Annotated in this window: 1 pseudogene; it reads left to right on the plus strand. The window is 65.4% G+C overall.

Annotation, left to right across the window (positions count from 1 at the left end):
* A pseudogene (gene manB, locus AAGW05_RS18550) lies at positions 1 to 514 on the plus strand (phosphomannomutase/phosphoglucomutase); the annotation flags it as partial.

The following is a 514-nucleotide window of genomic DNA, read 5'->3' on the forward strand; positions in this document are numbered from 1 at the left end:
TTGACCTGTCCTCCTCGTTCAAGGCCTACGACGTCCGCGGTATTGTGGGCGAAACCATCACCACCGCCTCGGTCAAGGCCGTGGGCGCGGCCTTTGCCAATGTGTTGGGCCTGGCCGGCCAGACGGTACTGGTGGGTGGGGACATGCGCCCCTCCTCCCCCGGCTTCTCCCAAGCCTTTGCCGAGGGTGCAGCCAGCCGCGGCGCCAACGTGAAGCTGCTGGGCTTGATCTCCACCGATGAACTGTATTTCGCCTCGGGAATTCTCAAGGCCGCCGGCGTCGTTTTCACGGCCAGCCACAACCCGGCCGAGTACAACGGCATGAAAATGACCCGCGCAGGCGCCGTCCCCCTCTCCTCGGAATCCGGACTCACCGAGATCCGTGACCTCGCCCAGTCCTACCTGACCGAGGGCCTGCCCGCCCCGGTCACCGAACCGGGCACCATCGGTGCGGCGGACGTCCTGAAGGACTACTCCGAATACCTGCGCAAGCTCGTTGACCTCACAAGGTCCCG

This window comes from Arthrobacter sp. LAPM80, from assembly GCF_046736435.1.
GTDB lineage: Bacteria > Actinomycetota > Actinomycetes > Actinomycetales > Micrococcaceae > Specibacter.